The sequence below is a fragment of the Halalkaliarchaeum desulfuricum genome, from assembly GCF_002952775.1.
Taxonomy (GTDB): domain Archaea; phylum Halobacteriota; class Halobacteria; order Halobacteriales; family Haloferacaceae; genus Halalkaliarchaeum; species Halalkaliarchaeum desulfuricum.
The window spans coordinates 2,220,435-2,236,650 of record NZ_CP025066.1; the positions used below are offsets into that span (position 1 = coordinate 2,220,435).

The window sequence follows — 16,216 nt, forward strand, 5'->3', positions numbered from 1 at the left end:
CTACTTTCCCTCATTTAATTCGTAGATACTCTCTCTATCAATGGAACCAATAATTTCTCCATCATTCACTACCGGGAGAGAATCAGCTCTCGTATCAATGAAAGTTGCAAGCGCAGTTTGAACAGAATCTTTTGGATTTAGACTTTTTTGTTTATTAGTTGTTGGTTTGTTATTATGTACAGAGCCTTGCTTGTCTTGTGAGGGTAGTGGATTCATGATTTCCTCGACCCTCGTTAACGTTAACCTCTTAAGACTACTGTCTTCCCCAATGAAGTCACTCACGAACGCATTTGATGGGTTTTCAATAATATTTTTAGGAGTGTCATATTGCACAACTTTCCCGACATCAAAGATAGCTATTTTATCACCCATCTTGAGTGCCTCATCGATACTGTGGGTAACAAATAGAATCGTCGTATTGATTTCAGATTGAATCTCAAGGAACTCGTCTTGGAGATCCGCTCGGGTGATTGGGTCAAGTGCTCCGAACGGTTCGTCCATGAGAAGGACGTCCGGATCGGCAGCAAGCGCCCGCGCGACACCAACTCTTTGCCGCTGACCTCCCGACAACTCCGGCGGGTATTGGTCCCGGTACTTCTCCGGTGGGAGATCCATCAATTTAAGAAGTTCATCGACCCGTGCATCGATCCGTTCACTCTCCCATCCTTTGAGTTTTGGGACTGTCGCAACGTTCTCTGCTACGGACATATGATTGAACAGTCCGATCTCCTGGATCACATACCCGATATTTCTCCGAAGCTTTGTAACGTCTATCTCTTGGGTATCCGTCCCATCATAGTATACAGTTCCCTCCGTGGGGTCTTCAAGGCGATTGACCAGTTTCATGGTCGTCGTCTTCCCACATCCTGACGGTCCTACGAGGACGGTTGTCGTCCCTTTTTCAACTTCAAAGCTAACGTTCTCGATTGCTACGGTATCCCCGTACACTTTTGTTACGTTTTGAAACTCAATCATGGGAGTGCCCTTGTTAGTAATTTAGCTCCCCAGGTGAGGGGAATTTCCTCTCCGTTACGTAGTTGGAGGATCTGTTCAATGGATTTGAAGCCATAATCAAATACGAGTGCGAGGAGTGAAACAACAATCGTTGTTACAACCACCATTTCCACGTTCGCCTGATAAATGCCGGTGAATATATAAAACCCTAATCCGCCTGCACCGACATATGCACCGACTGTGGCAACGCCAATGAGGATTACAATGGCGTTTCGTATTCCAGCGATCATTACTGGTAGCGCTATCGGAATCTGCAATTTATAGAGCCTCTGCCATTTTGTCATTCCGACTCCTCGTCCTGCTTCTATTATTGACTGGTCGACAGAGGTCAGGCCGATATATGTATTCCGGATAATCGGAAGTTGTGCATATAGCACAAGTGCGACGATAACAGGAGGGTTTCCGATGCCGAGAATCGGGATGAGAAGGCCGAATAATGCGAGGCTCGGGATCGTCATCGCAACACCCGCACCCCACAATACTGTAACGGCTGCTGGTTGATAATACGCGATAAATACTCCCAGTAATATACCAAGTGGAAGCGCAAACACTAGCGTCTGCAAGACCAGTTCGATATGTTCGATCAGGAGCTCAACAAGCTCGTTACTGTGGTCGAACGTGAATTCGATGTATGATGCCATCATAATCGAAACAACCTGTAGACTTCAACGATCTCCCCCCGTATGGATACACCGCCTCCACTCATTGCTTAAATAAGTCCGTTTTCCTCAAGGTACTCACGAGCGACCTCTTGAGCATCCTCTTCTTCGATGTCAATACGGACGTTGAGCTCGATGACTTCTTCTTCAGAAGTCAACGACCGTGATACCTCGTTTAGAGGTTCCTCTATTTCGAATTCCTCAATAGTTTCTTCATTGACCAAGGGGGCGGGATTATACGGGAGGAAAAAGTCTTCATCGTCCTCAAGAACGTCCAGGTTAAACTGCTGTATGTTCGGGTTAGTCGAGAAAACCATCCCCAAGTCGGCCTCTTCTTCTCCTAATATTTGATACGTGAGGTCCGCTTCGACAGTTTGGATCTCGATATCTTCTGCAGCCTCCTCGAAGTTATAGTGATCAACGAGACCAGGCCATCCATCAGATCGCTCCTGGAACTCTGGTCCCAAAACAACGTCCATGTCAGTGTTACCTGCATTGACATGCTCTGCGAGACCGCTCAATGTTTCTATGCCCGTTTCATCGGTCCAGGCTGGATTAGCACCGATGGCGTACGTATTGTTGAACGAAGCTGGCTCCAGGTATACGAGGCCATGCTCCTCTTCCATATCATCTCGAGCCCGTTCGTAGAGTTCCTGAGGATCTCCAATCAACTCGTCACGCTGTGGTGGGATCGTCGCCCACGCACCCCCGGTGTACAGATGATAGAGATCAACTTCTCGGTTACGCACAGCTTCGAACACTTGTGCGGATCCACCGAGACCTATCTCGTCTTCGATTGTGTAGTCGGTGTTTTCTTGCAGCATTTCATACCCTAAATATCCCATTAGTCGTGCTTCACTCCATTGCATAGAAGCTACTGCAACACTTTCATCATCACCTAGGCATCCTGCCGTTGTCGCTAAACCGGCGGTCATTCCGACTCCCGATGCTTTGAGCATTTCTCTACGGGTCGTGTGTGGCCCTCTCATAGCGTCCAATCATTTATACACATAGTATATAAAATTTCGGGAGGGAGGGGAATCAGTATAATTGACAAAACCGACGGGAGTAAACCTCGATACCTTTGCAGTGCCTTTCTTGAATTAGGGCTGTATCACGCAAGTCCTATAACTAAGAGCTTTTTGACTAAGAGATGAGATTTGAATTTAAAGGGTTGTTATCTTCAATGAGGTTATAAAAAGCATGTTAGATCTAGTTTCTGGTTGGACAAACAGAGATGCTCAACCACATTATCGAGCAAGCACGAGAGGAAAGGGCGGCACAGAATCATTGACACACCTCAACTGATGTCTTTCCTGGATTAGCATCTCGTTCGTAGTTGGCAATGGCAGTGGCAAGTCGAAGACAGAGAGCCAGAAAGACGTGTGATTCGACACGGACGCGGCCTCGGACGCTCGGCGTCCCGAGGCCGCAGTCCTTGCAAGCCCCAATTGTTCGTTCGACTTGTGATCGTTGCTCGTAGGTCTCTTCGAGTTGTTTTGACCAGACGCCGACAGTGTCTGAGTGCTTTTTGATCCGTTGCTCGACTCGGTACTCGATATCGTATGGATCATCGGTGTTCCGTTCGTTGTACGGTGCAACCGGCACGACGCCCTCTTCGATGAGGTCGTCGTGCCAGTTTAGCATGTCAAACGCTGAATCGCCAAGCATCCAGTTGGGATCGCCGACGGCGAGCGCGTCCTGCGTGACACGTCTCGCTATCTCCTGATCGACCTGCTTTTGCTCGGTGAACGCTGCTGCAACCGGTAGTTTTGGACCAGTTGTCACTACCAGATATCCGTAGCCAAAGTAGTAGCCACCGTTTCCTTCCTCGTCTTGTTCATCATTATTGGACGTGTCCTGGTCGGACTCGTCCGACTGGTCGCCATCGGAATCATCACTTCCTGCTGTCGGGTCGTAGTTCCAAGACGCCTCGCTATCACGAGGATCAGCGTGAACAACCGTCGAGTCGATCCGAAAGGTGTTGTCGAGCAGGTCGCGGGCGGCGACCTGCTCGACGAGATATTCGAAGATATCTTCGACAACCAGTGAAACATCAGTGAGAAACCGACGAATCGACTGATGAGACGGTGGCTTATCGAATCCACACTGGAGGTAGAGCAATTCATCCTGGAGTTCTCTGGCAATCTCTTCAGGGCTGTAGATCTCCCGACTGAAGCAGTACAGCACGCCCTTCAACAGTTCCGGTGGTTTGTGATCCCGTGTTCGCCTCCACGGGTCGGGGGCGAACACGGGGAAGTCGGTGAGAAACGAGAAATCAAGATGTTCAAACAGCGCCAGTGGAATCGTCTCCACATGCTTGAATACCTCTTCGACCGAAGGATGATTCTGCAGGGACGTGGTGCTCATGTACCATTTGCCACTCCCTGCTCTGACTCACCTGAGATTTACTGTAGATGCTATTAGTGTTGCTTGTTAACAGTAGCCGTGTCAAGCTTTCTGTGGCACCCTCGTACAGTATTCAGGAAAGACTCTTAGATCGTCGTGCACCCAGTGCACGGCTTTCTTAGTCCGTTATAGCGCTCTCGCGGAGTGAGTTTCAAACCTTTTCTCATTCATTATGACGCGAACCTCTTCGACCATCTCCCCAGTCTCATCCATTACTGCCACCTGTGCGTACCGTTTGTGGACATCAATTCCGAGGTACATGGTCTGTTCACCCGGGACGCCAGTGCGTGAAGCAGAGATGCACCTATTCGGGCTTTCCCGGATGCCGCGGGCGCGGCATCCGGGCTGTCACGCCCATGACTCGGCTTCTTTCGCACACGGACCAGTCAGCTGCACGTGCTCTGTGGCACAGTACGACCGTCGGTCTCTTGCGCCCCATGCTTTGTTTCACGTTCTCATGGCGTAGCAGCGTTTCCATCGAGTCAGCTGCGCCGAGTGGCGCAGCAGCACTCGCCAGACTGCCATCTCAATCCTGTCGAGCCACTTATTCAACGTCGGTAGTTCCCATCGAGTCAGTGGATAGTCACAACTGACGAGGTTACGTTCTCAGAAAGTGTCTGGATGGGTGTTGTGAATTGCCTATACCATCCAGACACTGTCCTTACGGCTTCTGACCTTGAAACCTTAGCGCTTGATCTCCTCGCAGAGATCCCAATCCCCGGAGTCGAAGGCTGCGGCTTCGACTCCTTGATTCTCCGTCAAACGCTTCTGCAAGCCGCTGTCGATCAGAAGTCGATCAAAGCCGTCACCGACACCACTCGCGGAAGCTACTCCGACGATTATACCCTTACACAACTGCACACCGTTCCAGCAGATGACCTCGAATCCACCGTCAACAACCTCTTCGCCCAACAGGCGGCGATGATCCTCGGGCCGGGGCCGAGGATCATCTGCCTCGATTTCGTCGATATCCACTACCACGGCTGTCCACACGCCGAGGCTGGTGAACTCTGTCGCACGAAACCCCGCGATGGCACCTCCCAGTGCCATCGCTACCTCGCTGGATTCGTCCTCTGTCGAGCCAAACCACTCGTCGTCGCGGTTACGCCAGTTCGTGGCGATGAACCCAAAAGCGACGCGGTCGAGCGTCTGCTCGACCACGTCGCGGCCCTTTCGTTCGACGTAGCTGGCCTCCTCGCTGATCGTGGCTTCTATGACGGAACCTCCATCGAGCGACTGGACGCCGTCGCGCCAGTCGCTCTTCCAGTCATTCGTCGTGGGAAGCAGATGGCCGAGAAACTGGACACGACGGTCTCCTACTGGACGGAGTACGTGATGTACGAAGGAAGCGAGCGGGAACTCCGCTTCCCGCTCGCGGTCTGTGTCTCCTACCAGCAGGGCAACCGGGGTAAACACGGATTGCTCGTGCGGGCGTACGTGGCGTGCGATCTGACCGATCGCACGCCCAAAGAAGTCGAAGCTCTCTACCAGCAACGCTCAGCCATCGAGACAGCGTTTCGGACGATGCGCGAAGCGCGTGCGCGTACGAGTACAACTGATCCAACCGTTCGGTTGTTGTTCATTTTCGTGAGCTTCCTGTTGCGGAACCTGTGGGTGATCGTTCGGTGGGGCGTGCTCGCCACGCCGCGACGCGGCGGGCGAGCACTGCCCGTGTGGTTCCGCTTTGAGGTGTTTCGTGAGTGGATTGACCACGCACTCGACGACACGTTGGAGCGGAAGTGGGAAGCACCGACCAACCGTGTCGGAATTCCCCCGACATACAGCCAGCTGGACGCGGGCTGATTTGGCCCGCGTCCAGCGAATGCTCTGTTACTGAGCGATGGCTTCGCATCTTGGCAGGCTTGACGGCGTTCTCACTGGCGTGAGATCGCCGTCTCTGTCCAATCCAGCGAAGGAGTCAATCTAATCTCTCTCAGACTCCCTCAGAAATCCAGTCAGGAATCAGGAGTGATGGGAACTACCGAACGTGGATGGTGCCGGTAAATCGTCCGGTTCAAGGCCAATAATCTCCAGAATTTGGGACATTGTCTCTAACAGGTCGATTGTCATCACGTAGGATTTCTCAAGGAAAATTCGCAAGCCGTGAAGCGAAATCATCGCCCATTCAGCGAAGCTGCCGCCCCGGAAGGTGGCGGCAGCTTCCTCAGCATCGTCGGAATAACTTTTGGCGAGCGAGACTAACTCCTCGGTGAGGCGGGTGGTAAGGTCGGTACTTCCCGAACGAGTCGATACAGCGTTGTCTGAACGCCCAGAAATAGTCACTTTCTGTATGGTTCTACGCCGAACTCCGGTCATGACTGAAGAGTAACTGACCGGAGAAGCGAATCACCGTTTCAGTCGGACGATTTCACCCGCTTATTGTCGCCTCTTGAAGAGAGCAGTCGCTCGCGGCGTGGCAGACTGGCCGTGGGCTGACCCCGGTCAGCCCGCGGCCACAGCCTGTGACGCCGGCACACCAACCCCGTTCATCTTGATCTTCCACTGGCGCCGCAACTCCTCTTCCAGCTCGTATCGAATCCAGTCGCAGAACGTCTTGAACGTGAACTCCTCGGGCAGGTCGCGCCCGCCCCGTCGTGGGCGGGCGACGACCGCCCATCGCAGCACCAACCACAAGTTCTCCAGCAGTGCTGCGACGAGCATGATCGCAAACCGCACGACGGGATCACGTGTCGTCGTGATCCCTCGTGCTTGCCGAAGCAGTCGGTAGCTCGTTTCGATGCCTGAGCGTTTCCTGTAGAGTCGTTCGACCTGCTTTGCTGATCGATCAGTCACGCCGCAAGCCACGTAGCCACGAACAACCTCACCACTCTTGCCTCGATCTCCTGCGTGATAGGAGACAGCGACCGCGAGCGGGAAGCGCAGTTCCCGCTCGCTGTCCTTGTACATGCGATAGGTCGTCATGTACGACTTGTGGACATCGAGTTTGTCTTTCATCCGCTCGCCCTTTTTGGGCACGTGAACGACTGTTGCAGCGATCTCACGAGAACGGCGGATGACACGCTCGTTGTAGAAGCCGCTGTCGGCAAGCAGCAGGTCAATCTCGAAGGGATAGGTCTCGACGCGGGCGAGCACGCGCTCGACCGCGTCGGCCTCGTCTTCGTCGTTGCGGACGTACGTCATCGCTAGCGTCACCGGCTTTTCGTTTGAGACGACGTACGCCGTACAGTATCGGTGGCAAGTGGTTGTCCCGTCTGTGGGAGCCATCGAGCAGAGTTCGCCTTCATCGACGTAGTGCTCGCCGTGGTAGGGGTTGTCGATGAAGTCGATGGAGACGATTCTCGACCCTGACCGGTCGAGAATCGTCATGGCAAGGCGTCTAAGCAGGAGGTTAGCAACGACTTCGAGCCACTCGCGGTTGAGGGTGTGGAGCCACGTGAGGGTAGTGTCGTCGCACGGCGTTCCGTCCGTGTCTTTGCAGGTTTCCCAGATGGAGGTCTCGTTGACACAGGCTAATATGACGACGAGCCAGATGTCGCCGGGGTCGAGGGGACTCCCCTCGACACCCGGCAACGGGAGTGGAGTGATGACTTCTTCCGCTACGCCTTTTACGTCCGAGGCCGAAAGGTAACCGTCTGGGTCTGGTATGCTGAACACATCCAAACCCAGACACTTTCTCGTGGTCAATTCGGCGATTCAATTCTGCTGATTACGTCAGTTGGGAAGTACCGAAGGTTCATCCAAACTGCTACTCACTCGCCTCAAATCCTTCGATTTACCGACTTACTACGGCGATGTCTGGCGATTCAATGGAGCCGAATCAACCGAAAGCTGGCTCAAAGCCTTTACCGCTCTCCACACAGCGATGCTCCAAAGTAAACATCTTAGATTCCATAATACCGAAAATTTATACGATACAACGATGATGATGAGGTATGCATGAAGCTGCAAATCCTGTGAAGACCCTGAAGACAACGGAGGAGATAATCAATGCGATTGAGAATTTAGAGGGTGGATCGGTCTCTCAAATAGCGACATACACGGATCGTCCGCCGAGCATCGTTCATAATCACTTGGATACACTCCGTGATTTAGAATACGTTGTTAAAAATGAAGGCGAGTACGATTTGGGATTGAAATTTTTACAGCGTGGTGAAGAATCCCGGTATCGGAATTCATTGTATATAGCCGCTGCTGATGAAGTAAAACGGCTTGCTGAAAGCTCAGGTGAGTTAATCACTTTACTAGTTGAGGAGCATGGAAAAGGAGTATATTTGGATATCGCTCATGGTGGGGATGATATCGAGTATCCGGCGAAGCCTGGAGAACGTATTATGCTCCACTGCTCAGCCGTTGGTAAATTAATCCTCGCCCATATGACTAAGTCTGAGGTAAACCAAATAATAGATTACTATGGGTTACCCGCCCAAACTGAAAATACGATTACTGAGTCTGAGGAACTCTTTGAGGAACTAGCTGAAATTCGAACTACAGATATTGCTTATGATCGTCAGGAATTTAGAAACGGACTCAAAAGTGTTGGTGCACCAATCACAGAAACGAATGGTGAGGTCATCGGCTCTGTGAGTATCGCGGGTCCAATCCATCGTATGAATGAGAACCGAATAAACGATGAACTGAAACCGCTACTCAAGCAATCGATCAGTGTCATCGAATTGAACCTGAACGAGCCAAACGTCCACCGATGAGTTGTAAGAGGTATGTATATTCGTCTTCAGTTTAGCGAAGAACCAGCAGACAGCAGTTGCTAATCGGCGTAGCTTTCCGAGAGGAATGAGGAGACTGCTGTGTGCACCAACAAGCCTCTTCACGTCGGATAGAGCGTCGCCTTAATAGCCTCTTTCCCTCTTTGATGCTGGAAGACCACGCCGAGGAGGTCGGCTTGGTCGAACGCAACCGAAAGCTCCAGATGCCACCGCTGGTCTGGTCGCTCGTATTCGGCTTTGCCACCGGCGAGAGTCGCTCTCTTGCTGACTTCCGGCGCAGCTACAACTCCACAGCTGACGACACACTCTGTCCAAGTGGCTTCTACCAACAGTTGACACCAGAACTCGCGGAGTATCTGAGTGACCTCGTCGAGGCCGCGCTCGACGAGGTCACGGTTCCAGACACGACTTCCCGAGAGATCGACCGCTTTCGGGACATTATCAGTGCAGACGGCACTGTCCTGCGATTGCACGAACTGCTTGCCGACGACTTCGAAGGCCGCAAAGAGGAGCAGACTGGAGCACGGCTCCACCTGCTCCATAACATCACCGAGCAAACCATCGACGACTACAGCGTTACCGACGAGAAAACCCACGACAGCACGCAATTCGACACAGGACCGTGGCTCGAAGATCGCCTCGTTCTGTTTGGTCGGGCGTACCTCTCCTACCGCCGTTTCGCGCTAATCGACGAGAACGGCGGCTACTTCGTGACCCCATTGAAAGACAACGCTAAGCCGGTGATAACGGAGGAACTACGGGAATGGCGTGGCGACGCCATTCCCTTGGAAGGCGAACAGATTCACGATGTCACGGAGGACCTCTATCGCCAGTACATCGACGTAGAGGTCGAAGTTGAGTTTGAGCGCCGTGCGTACGCGGGAGAGCAATCGGAAGACAGCAAGCGGTTCCGAGTCGTCGGCGTCCGTGACGAGGGCGCCGACGACCGCGACTATGAGTTGTACATCACGAACGTTCCCAGAGAAGAATTTCTCCCCGATGAGCTAGCGACGATTTACAGCTGTAGGTGGGAGACGGAGTTGTTATTCCGCGAACTGAAGACACAGTACGAATTGGACGAGTTCGACACGATCAAGAAACACGTCGTCGAGATTCTGCTGTATGCAGCGATTTTGTCACTGCTGGTGAGTCAGGAGTTGTTGGCGTTGCTGACCGAGCACGCTTCTGCAGAGATTGTGTTTCCGCCGGAACGCTGGGCGGCGACCCTGCGGTCGCACGCCCAGCTTCTGCTGTATAGACTCGGTGACTACCTTGGGTACTCGCCGCCACCGTTGCTTGACCGACTCGTCAAAGAGGCACAGAAGATCCATCAAGAACGCCAAACATTACAGGAAGAGCTCGTCACTGCCATGCAACCGACTGCGGAGGCCTAAAGTGAAGACGAATAGAGGTATGTGTAGAAGTTGAATCCGCTCCTGCACCAATAATGAGGAGGCTTTCGATAATATGGAAATATCATAAAGGTTACGTAATTTCGAGTGATTAAGAATTACAATATTATGTTTGTAATTCCTAACCAGATGTAGATTAATTCCCCCCAACGGTATACCCGATGATATCTAATTCTATAATATGAAATCCTTGTTGAAGAGCTCAATAATACCCATTGTAGGTCATTCAGCTAATCCAAACGAACAATCATTGATGGTTGATCATACTCCCCGAAATAGATCCCTTCCCAGAAATACCACGACTCCAAATCAAAGTATTCCCCAGTAATGTAGGAAAGAAACTGACCTCCACAGATAGCTCAGAATGATTCATCTAGGGCGTACACTTCTCTCATGCTTGAGCACCAGATTTTGTTTGCTACTATGGCTATACCTTACCACGGGAGTAACATGGAAGCATACCCCAATACTTAATTACAGAAGGAATGAATGAATCAGCATGGGTAATCGTAGTCCCCCTAATGTCCTGTGTATCGTAGCCGATCAGCTACGGTACGATCATCTGGGCTGTATGGGTAATGATGAAGTCCAGACACCAAACATCGATGAAATAGCTAATAGAGGAGTAACATTTGATCGAACGTACGCGAACAACCCGATGTGTATGCCAGCCCGAGCAACCATGTTTACCGGGCGGACACCCCACAAACACGGTGTCCGGAGCAATGGCGTCCCTCTTTCGGACAGTCTTCCAACAATTCCGGACTTGTTCCAGGAGGGAGGATATGAAACGTACTCTGCTGGGAAACTTCACTTACACACGTACACACTCCCGGTCAGAAATCACATTCACCACTTGTTAAACGAACTCGATGGAGACGAATCGACGTTCGGTCAACGATTGTATGAAGCGGTCGAGACCGCGGTCAGAGCCAATATCTCTTGTCCAGAAGTCCTTGTGGATGATACAAACTCATCAATCTATCACAAAGGATTTTCTACCCGAGGCCACAATCCTCTCGTCCGTAAACTCGAGGAGATTCATATCCCGCGGTGGTCAGATGCGGCCGTACTATTCGAAGAAGTTGCACAGCGGGCGATCGGAGATCGTCCGCTTGACTCCTTCTCAGAGGATGATTTCGAGGCGTTCACTGAAGAGTTAACGGAAGAACTCTCACGGGTGTTTGAGAAGACAGATACCACAGAATATAGAGATTTACAGTTTGATCCCGAGGACTTTCCTGAAGCGCGTGAAATGTGGGAGACTGGCCGACTCACGAGTATGCCAGATGGATATTATGGGTTCGACTCAGTCGATTTTACCGGAGGGCACGTCAACGAAATATTTGGCGAGTACAAGAACTGGTTGAAGGAAAACCATCCGGAGGCTTACGAGCAACTTGCAAAAGATCATCCTGACAATAAACCCGGGAAAACGTTCCACGTATACGATACGTGGTCGATTCCCGAATCGCTTCATTACAATCGTTGGATTGGGGATCGAACTATAGATTTCATCGAAGGAAGAGAAGAAGACGAAGACCCGTTCTTCGCGTGGTGTTCATTCCCGGATCCTCACAATCCGTATGCTGCACCGGAACCATGGGGATCGATGTACGATCCGGACGATGTTTCTCTGCCGGTTAGACGTGATGGGGAATTTGAGGAACTTCCGCCTTTTTACGAGGACGTCTATAATGGTGATTTCAAACAATTGCAGGGGCTCTACAGTTGTCCTGAACCCGAAGTTCAGGAGGACGAAATTAGAGAGATTATTGCCAAAAGCTATGGGATGGTCAGCTATTTGGATCAAGAAGTGGGGCGTGTTATAGACGCGCTCGAAGAACACGATCTCCGAGAGGACACGATAGTGGTGTTCATTTCCGATCACGGTGAAATGATGGGAGACCACTGGATGATTCGGAAGGGGCCCTTCCAATTCGATGGATTGGTTCGGATACCCATGATTTGGAGCTTCCCAGGTACATTCGAAGAAGGAAAACGGGTGGCATCCCCCACAAGTCACATTGACTTCAGCCAGACCCTGCTGGACCTCTGTGACGTACCCGATCCGCATTCATCATTTACACCATCGTATCGGCATGACCCCTCAAGTTTGCCCGGAAAATCGTTGCGACCGGTGCTAGAGGGAGAAGAGGACGAGTTCCCGAACAGTAGTGTCGTTATCGAAAACGACGAGGACTACCTTGGATTACGGGTACGGACGTTGGTCACGGATCAATATAAACTCACTATTTATCCCGGCAAAGACTACGGGGAGCTTTACGATCTAAAAAACGATCCCGACGAACTCCAGAACCGGTGGAATGATCCCGAGTACGCCGACGTAAAGCAGGACCTATATCGGGAGCTGGCAGAACAGATGGTGCTCCAAGAAGGAGCACAGGAAGATCGGATCACGATCGCTTAACCGGCTGCGATCTATACCCGATTCCGAATACATAGTTCCAATAAATATGGACCGATTTATGCTTTGAACTTGTATAGTATCTGAAGACGTTTCGAGAGCTGAGAGTACACAGGCGGCTCCTCTCCTTCCAACTCATTTGTGAAAATTTTCTCTGAGCCGTCCAGTTAGTACGCGTCGCGGGCGATTTCAAGCAGGTCCTCGGCGTCGGCGTCCCGAGGATTGTCGTGGATTTCGATCGTGTACAGCGCGTTTTCTGCGATCTCGGGGAGGTCCTCTTCAGCGACACCGAGTTCCGCGAGGCTCTCCGGCAGATCGACCGCGGAAATCAGCTCCTCGACGGCCGTGACCGCCTCGCGGGCGGCCTCCTCTTCAGTGAGCCCGGAGACGTCGACTCCCATCGCCTGTGCGACCTCGGCGTACCGATCGGGCACTTCCTCGAGGTTGTACCGCATCACCGCCGGCGTGTAGGCGGCGATCGCCTCCCCGTGGGGGATCTCGGGGTACATCCCGCCGGTCACCTCCGCAAGCGAGTGGATCGCACCGAACCCGGCGAAGTTCTCGCAGATCCCCGCCACGTTGGAGGCGAACATCATCCGCTCCCGGGAGGCCATCGTCCCCTCCTCGTAGGCCTCCACCAGGTTCGCAGAAACCAGTTCCATCACGTTGTACGTAAGCGGCTCTACCACCGGCGGCCGGGCCGAGGAGACGTGGTTCTCCAGGGCGTGTGAGAACGCGTCGAACCCGGTCGCGGCCGTCTGGCGGGGCGGCAGCGAGGCCGTCAGTTCGGGATCCACGAGTGCGATCTCCGCGCCGAGGTACGGCCCGCCCGGATACAGCGGCGGCTGCCCCATCGCCATCTTGAAGTCGCGTTCCTCGTCGGTGATGACCGCCCAGTAGTCGACTTCGCTGCCGGTGCCGGCCGTTGTGGGAACCGTAACCAGCGGCAGCGGCTCCGTCCGGATCGGCGCCTCCATCACGTCGTCGGCGGACTTGACCTCGTAGTCGGTGATGTCTCCGGGATTAGTCGTCATCAGCGACGCGCCCTTGCCGACGTCCATCACGCTGCCGCCGCCGACGGCGACGACCGCGTCACAGCCCTCGGATTCGAGCACGCCGGTCGCCTCCTCGACCATCGACGCTGTCGGGTTGGGTTCGACCCCGTCGTAGACGACGTACTCGATTCCCGCCCCGTCGAGCGACTCCTCGATCCCGTCGAGCAGACCGACCTCCCGAATGCCCTCGTCGGTGACGACCAGTACTGACTCCCACTCCTGGGAGTCGACGAGCGGGCCGACGCGGTCGCTTTTGCCGTTGCCGAACTCCACCCAGATGGGGAACGACAGCGTGTACTCGCCGAAACTCATGTTCGACCCTCCATCGTCGCGGCTGCTGTCGCGTTCGGGACGTTCGAGACGTTCGATCGACGATCGACGGACTCTCCTCTCCGTTTACGTAGGGCTTGCCTTCGCATCTCGTGTTGGAGATTTTCCCCGCAGTTCATAAAAGTATCCGTACGGAGAGTGATAGGAGAATAGATTTAAGAACACCTGCATCGATACCCGAACCATGGCAGAGCCACACGGAGAGACAGCCATGCGCGAGCGACATCTATCGGCACACGAGGATGCAACCGACGGAATCGAGTTTTCCGCCTGGATCGGCGGGGACCACTACCGGACGGAAGAGGGCGTCGAAACCCGCGACCCCGCGATCGACGAACCGATTCTCGCGGTCCCGCGGTGTGACGCCAGAGACGTCGACGCCGCCGTCGAGGCCGCCTGGGACGCCTTCGACCGGGAGTGGAAGTCGACGACCCCGCGCGAGCGCTCCGGGGTGATGTTCGAGTGGATCGACGTCCTTACCGACCACGTCGAGGAACTGGCACTGCTGGAGTGTCTCGATACGGGCAAGCCGATGGCCCAGGCCCACGGCGAGGTCGAAGGCGCGATCGACACCCTCGAGTACTACGCGTCGGTGTGTCGTGCCCAGCGGGCCGAGCAGATCCCCGCCGGCGAGGACCTCCACCTGTACACGAAACACGAGCCCTACGGCGTCGTCGGGCAGATCGTTCCGTGGAACTTCCCGATGTGGGCGGCCGCCTGGAAGCTGGGCCCGGCGCTTGCGGCCGGCAACGCCACCGTACTCAAACCCTCGACTGATAGCCCGCTTACGACGATCCGGATCGCACAGCTCTCGGAGGGCATCCTCCCGGACGGCGTGCTCAACGTCGTGACCGGAAAGGGTAGCGAAGCGGGCGGGGCGATCACCGAACACGAGGAGATCAGGAAGGTGTCCTTCACGGGCAGTACTGCCGTCGGTGCCGGCGTGATGCACGCGGCCGCAGACCGCGTTGCGCCCGTGACACTGGAACTGGGCGGAAAGTCGCCGTTCGTCGTCTTCCCCGACGCCGACCTCGACCGGGTCGTCGACGCGGTGGCCGACGGCATCTTCTACAGCACCGGCGAGATCTGTGACGCCTTCTCCCGGGCGCTGGTCCACGAGGACATACTCGAGGAGTTCACCGACCGGTTCGTCGAGAAAGCCGAGTCGTACGTCCTCGGGGATCCCCTCGACGAGGAGACGACGATGGGGCCGCTCACCTCCCAGAGCCAGTTCGATACCGTGACCGAGTACATCGAGACCGGCAACGGGGAAGCCGAGCTGCTGTGTGGGGGCGGACGTCCGGACGATCCGAAACTCGAGGACGGCTGGTACGTCGAGCCGACCGTTTTCGGAGACGTGAAAAACAGCGACACGATCGCACAGGAGGAGATCTTCGGGCCGGTACAGACGATCATCCCGTTTTCGAGCTACGAGGAGGCGATCGAGATCGCAAACGACACCCGGTACGGGCTCGCAGCCGGGATCGGGACGGAGTCGACGTCGCTGGTCCACAACGCCGCAGCCGACATCGACGCGGGGTTGATCTACGTCAACGAGTACGGGCCGATCCTGCCGGAGGCACCCTACGGCGGGTTCAAGGAGTCAGGGGCCGGCAAGGACCTCGGGCTCGAGGCGCTGGATCACTACCGCAAAACGAAATCCGTCTACGTCAACCTCTCGGAACCGTCGGTGTAGTCCATACCAGCACGAAACAATTCATGTGAGCGAACAGATCTATTTCGTTCCGTTCGGATGAGATCGGCTGATTACGAGGATATCAGGATAATTGCTAAGATTGCGAATACAATCCCCAAAAAGTCGCGAACCGTAATGCTTTCACCGAGAAATAGTACTCCGGCTATGGCTGCAACGACGAAGTAGAGAGCGCTAATTGTGGTAACGATCGCTGCGTCCCCCTTACCGAGCCCGGCGTAAAGCGTGAGCCCACCGATCGCTGACACGATCCCCGCGAGGATAGCGAACTCCGTACCCGCCGGCACCGAAAGGAGGTCAACCCTGATTCCGCGTGTAACTACGTACGCTAATGTAACCGCCGTCCCAGCAGCGTAGGATAACACTATCGCGATCGCTGGTGGTAACGATTGCGTGGAAAGAGTGGCGAATATCGCCCAACCACCCCACGCAAACATTGTTACGATTGCTAATACTATCGGCTGGTTGATCATGTCATACTGAAACAATCGGAGGAAAAAAGATGTTTTG

Annotated in this window: 13 protein-coding genes; 5 read left to right on the forward strand and 8 right to left on the reverse strand. The window is 53.9% G+C overall.

Going from position 1 to position 16,216, the window contains the following annotated elements; translation table 11 throughout:
• The 4 genes from AArcSl_RS11160 to AArcSl_RS11175 form a co-directional block, all read right to left on the reverse strand.
• Nucleotides 1-975 carry an ABC transporter ATP-binding protein gene (locus AArcSl_RS11160; protein ID WP_119819082.1) on the reverse strand — a complete coding sequence of 325 codons (975 nt, stop codon included), beginning with the start codon at nucleotides 973-975 and terminating at the stop codon, nucleotides 1-3.
• Nucleotides 972-1,655 carry an ABC transporter permease gene (locus tag AArcSl_RS11165; protein WP_245883219.1) on the reverse strand — a complete coding sequence of 228 codons (684 nt, stop codon included), beginning with the start codon at nucleotides 1,653-1,655 and terminating at the stop codon, nucleotides 972-974. The genes AArcSl_RS11160 and AArcSl_RS11165 overlap by 4 nt, the downstream gene beginning before the upstream one ends.
• A 68-nt stretch (nucleotides 1,656-1,723) precedes the next feature.
• Nucleotides 1,724-2,662, reverse strand: a complete 939-nt coding sequence (locus AArcSl_RS11170) for a glycine betaine ABC transporter substrate-binding protein (protein ID WP_119819088.1) — start codon at nucleotides 2,660-2,662, stop codon at nucleotides 1,724-1,726.
• A gap of 298 nt (nucleotides 2,663-2,960) precedes the next feature.
• Nucleotides 2,961-4,043 (reverse strand): transposase, encoded by a 1,083-nt coding sequence (locus tag AArcSl_RS11175; RefSeq protein WP_119819091.1) that lies wholly within the window; start codon nucleotides 4,041-4,043, stop codon nucleotides 2,961-2,963.
• A gap of 660 nt (nucleotides 4,044-4,703) precedes the next feature.
• On the opposite strand from AArcSl_RS11175, the gene AArcSl_RS11180 reads away from it, so the two are divergent.
• Entirely contained in the window at nucleotides 4,704-5,885 is a 1,182-nt protein-coding gene (locus AArcSl_RS11180; protein WP_119819093.1) for an ISH3 family transposase, read from the forward strand.
• A gap of 159 nt (nucleotides 5,886-6,044) precedes the next feature.
• On the opposite strand, the gene AArcSl_RS11185 is transcribed toward AArcSl_RS11180, so the two are convergent.
• Both AArcSl_RS11185 and AArcSl_RS11190 read right to left on the reverse strand, forming a co-directional pair.
• The gene (locus AArcSl_RS11185; RefSeq protein WP_217563444.1) at nucleotides 6,045-6,398 is read right to left on the reverse strand and encodes a hypothetical protein; all 354 of its coding nucleotides are present in this window, start codon (nucleotides 6,396-6,398) and stop codon (nucleotides 6,045-6,047) included.
• Between the two features lie 126 nt (nucleotides 6,399-6,524).
• Nucleotides 6,525-7,697 (reverse strand): ISH3 family transposase, encoded by a 1,173-nt coding sequence (locus tag AArcSl_RS11190; protein ID WP_119819096.1) that lies wholly within the window; start codon nucleotides 7,695-7,697, stop codon nucleotides 6,525-6,527.
• A 278-nt stretch (nucleotides 7,698-7,975) separates the two neighbouring features.
• On the opposite strand from AArcSl_RS11190, the gene AArcSl_RS11195 reads away from it, so the two are divergent.
• From AArcSl_RS11195 to AArcSl_RS11205, 3 genes are all read left to right on the forward strand, one after another.
• Nucleotides 7,976-8,749, forward strand: coding sequence for an IclR family transcriptional regulator (locus tag AArcSl_RS11195; protein WP_119819098.1), 774 nt, complete (start codon nucleotides 7,976-7,978; stop codon nucleotides 8,747-8,749).
• Nucleotides 8,750-8,877: 128 nt separating this feature from the next.
• A complete protein-coding gene (locus AArcSl_RS11200; RefSeq protein ID WP_281259905.1) occupies nucleotides 8,878-10,161 on the forward strand; it encodes an IS4 family transposase in 1,284 nt (427 codons plus the stop codon).
• 517 nt (nucleotides 10,162-10,678) lie between these two features.
• Nucleotides 10,679-12,610 (forward strand): sulfatase-like hydrolase/transferase, encoded by a 1,932-nt coding sequence (locus AArcSl_RS11205; RefSeq protein WP_119819103.1) that lies wholly within the window; start codon nucleotides 10,679-10,681, stop codon nucleotides 12,608-12,610.
• A 164-nt stretch (nucleotides 12,611-12,774) separates the two neighbouring features.
• Here AArcSl_RS11205 and AArcSl_RS11210 read toward each other — a convergent pair whose 3' ends face one another.
• Nucleotides 12,775-13,974, reverse strand: coding sequence for an iron-containing alcohol dehydrogenase (locus AArcSl_RS11210; protein ID WP_119819106.1), 1,200 nt, complete (start codon nucleotides 13,972-13,974; stop codon nucleotides 12,775-12,777).
• A 202-nt stretch (nucleotides 13,975-14,176) separates the two neighbouring features.
• Here AArcSl_RS11210 and AArcSl_RS11215 point away from each other — a divergent pair, with 202 nt between their 5' ends.
• Nucleotides 14,177-15,688 (forward strand): aldehyde dehydrogenase family protein, encoded by a 1,512-nt coding sequence (locus tag AArcSl_RS11215; RefSeq protein ID WP_119819109.1) that lies wholly within the window; start codon nucleotides 14,177-14,179, stop codon nucleotides 15,686-15,688.
• Between the two features lie 71 nt (nucleotides 15,689-15,759).
• On the opposite strand, the gene AArcSl_RS11220 is transcribed toward AArcSl_RS11215, so the two are convergent.
• On the reverse strand, nucleotides 15,760-16,179 hold the full coding sequence (locus AArcSl_RS11220; RefSeq protein ID WP_119819112.1) for an EamA family transporter: 420 nt from the start codon (nucleotides 16,177-16,179) through the stop codon (nucleotides 15,760-15,762).
• Nucleotides 16,180-16,216 lie beyond the last annotated feature (37 nt).